The organism is Serratia sp. 506_PEND, assembly GCF_001076875.1.
Classification (GTDB): Bacteria; Pseudomonadota; Gammaproteobacteria; order Enterobacterales; family Enterobacteriaceae; genus Serratia; species Serratia marcescens.
The window spans coordinates 1-2,121 of sequence record NZ_JVEL01000474.1 but is presented as its reverse complement, the minus strand read 5'-3'; the positions used below and the strand labels follow the sequence as shown (position 1 = coordinate 2,121).

Annotated in this window: 5 protein-coding genes and 1 pseudogene; 5 read left to right on the top strand and 1 reads right to left on the bottom strand. The window is 49.5% G+C overall.

The window, feature by feature from the left end; genetic code table 11:
* The 3 genes from ADK28_RS19345 to ADK28_RS19335 form a co-directional block, all read left to right on the top strand.
* Positions 1–296, top strand: a 296-nt coding sequence (locus tag ADK28_RS19345; RefSeq protein WP_048796342.1) for a DUF1804 family protein, incomplete at its 5' end; no start/stop codon positions are given.
* Positions 289–492 carry a hypothetical protein gene (locus ADK28_RS19340; protein WP_048796416.1) on the top strand — a complete coding sequence of 68 codons (204 nt, stop codon included), beginning with the start codon at positions 289–291 and terminating at the stop codon, positions 490–492. The genes ADK28_RS19345 and ADK28_RS19340, both read left to right, overlap by 8 nt.
* A 2-nt stretch (positions 493–494) precedes the next feature.
* Positions 495–869, top strand: a complete 375-nt coding sequence (locus tag ADK28_RS19335) for a hypothetical protein (RefSeq protein ID WP_048796415.1) — start codon at positions 495–497, stop codon at positions 867–869.
* On the opposite strand, the gene ADK28_RS19330 is transcribed toward ADK28_RS19335, so the two are convergent.
* Positions 862–1,494 carry a DUF4145 domain-containing protein gene (locus ADK28_RS19330; RefSeq protein ID WP_048796414.1) on the bottom strand — a complete coding sequence of 211 codons (633 nt, stop codon included), beginning with the start codon at positions 1,492–1,494 and terminating at the stop codon, positions 862–864. The genes ADK28_RS19335 and ADK28_RS19330 overlap by 8 nt on opposite strands.
* Positions 1,495–1,675: 181 nt before the next feature.
* On the opposite strand from ADK28_RS19330, the gene ADK28_RS31710 reads away from it, so the two are divergent.
* Positions 1,676–1,882 (top strand): hypothetical protein, encoded by a 207-nt coding sequence (locus tag ADK28_RS31710; RefSeq protein WP_152929729.1) that lies wholly within the window; start codon positions 1,676–1,678, stop codon positions 1,880–1,882.
* A 4-nt stretch (positions 1,883–1,886) separates the two neighbouring features.
* Positions 1,887–2,121 (top strand): annotated as a pseudogene (locus tag ADK28_RS19325) (hypothetical protein); the annotation flags it as partial.

Sequence of the window (2,121 nt, the reverse complement as noted above, 5' to 3'; positions counted from 1 at the left end):
GGGTGATCCTGCTGAACACGCTGACCGAGTATCAGGCCACCATGGATGCTATCCGGGGTAACGCGACGATTTCAGCGGCAGACCGGGTCGATATGCTGGCGCGGCTCGGCGATTCGTTCAGCAAGTGCATCGCGGCCGGCAAGCGTGTGCTGCCGGAGACCAGTGAGCTGGCCATCGCGCTCGAGGTGGTCAAGCTGCTCGGTGACCTTATCGGCACGCGCTTTCCGAAGCACCTGCCGGCTTATCTGGAAATGTTGGACGCCATGGGCGATGAGGTGAAAAGGAAATATGGCTAGTTATACCAATGAAAAACAAGAGATTGAGCTGGGATTATTGGCAATGAAAGGCATGCTGGCAGATGCCTCTCCGGAAGACCAGCAGATTGTGGCGGAATGTCGGCAACTCATCGCAGACATGCTGGCCAAATATAACGATATGGGCAAAGCCGCGTTAACCATCGCGTGGTTTGAACTGATGCACAAAGAGGGTTGAACGTGAATTTAATTGAGCTTTTACGGCAGGTTAAACCGGGTGATTCGGTTTATCGCCTAAGTAATCACCTAACTTATGTCTATCGCAGTGACGAGTGCATGGTCCAGTGGTTGGCACAGGGAGCTATGCGTCGTGAGGTCACCGCTAATGACTGGGTCATCGAGGGACAAGATGGCGCTAACACCCAGGAACAAACCGCAGTTGTTGCTGCCGAGCCTATGCGCCCGGAAGCAACGGCGATCGCTAACCTGCTGCGTCAGGACTTTGATACCAAACACCCTGATGAAATTGTCCGCGAGATGTGGCTGGCGATGCAGTTGCTGACAACACCGGAGTGTTGCGCCGATTTTATCCGGCGCAGTCTGGTTGTTAGTTAGTTACGTTCTGTGTCGCTGGTAATTTTGATGGTAACTGTTCCCTGATTTTTTCAATCCGGGCTGGGTATGTGAACAGTAGTTGTAACAGGTTATCGGTAAAAGCCAGTATTTCACTGGCTTCGTCGGCACCAGGAGCATCATCCTCATGAACGGCATCATTACCCAGAATACGGATCGTATGTGCCCAGTCAGCCATTGTGGATGGGATAAAGCCACCTGTTTTCAATGCGTCGATCATGGCGATCAGCTTTTTGTTTTTAACTTCGAGTATTTGCTTGCAGGCGCTTTCAAGGATGCTCCTGCAGCAAATAATGGTATGTCTGGCCGAGCCTCGTACCGCTATAAGATCGTCTTTATACATACGTTCAATTTGGGGCGGAAGATTATCAGGGATCGCGGTTTCACCGCCTGGGTATATTTTTTCTATTTCAAAGGCCGGACGCAGGTTGACGCCAAGTCTGGAGGATTCAATTGCGTGGACCGGAAACTCATGCTCAGGTGCAGACATTTTCTTTTTCGCTATCTCGTACCCAAGTCTGTTCAAAAAATTATTAATTTCACGAGCGTTTGTTGATGGCAGCACCATGAAGGGCTGAATATTGCCTGTATGAACAAAGTCAATCATGCAGGACTCTTGACAATGTCCACAGATAAAAAGACCACGGAAGTTTGTATTGTTGTCACACCAGACGCTATCACCCTTTGAGCTTCTCGCTATTCGCCGAGGGTTGGAGTGTAAAAGGTGAAATGTGTCATTGTGATTGCAGTTATAGCACAGAACATTTTTAAAATAGTGGAGATAAGGCATGAATAATTTTCCCTCAGAACATCAGGCGCTATTAGCAAAAATTGATAACGCTTATGAGAACCATGCAAATGTGGCAAAGCTGGAGAGTCATATTAATAAAATGATTGAACAGCACGGCTCAGCAGCATTTGCTGTGGCGTTATCGTATTGGTTATCGGTGCAACGAAATGCAATTAAGTGTATGAAACGGAAACTGGGCGCTTAATTTAATGGCTAAAAAATTCTCCGGTAAGGACTTCGAAAAAGAGCTGGCCATGTACGCGGCGCAGCTGCAGCGCACCATCGAAGCGGAGTGCGTTGGCTTTGACCCGTCGCCGGCGGCGATGCAGACGCGTCGCAACGGCGTTAACCATCCGGAGAGCGGTTTTGCGTACTTTGTGGAGAACTATTTCCCGCACTACGTGCGCCACCAATCCCGCAGCCAACTGCACCATTACCTGTTCG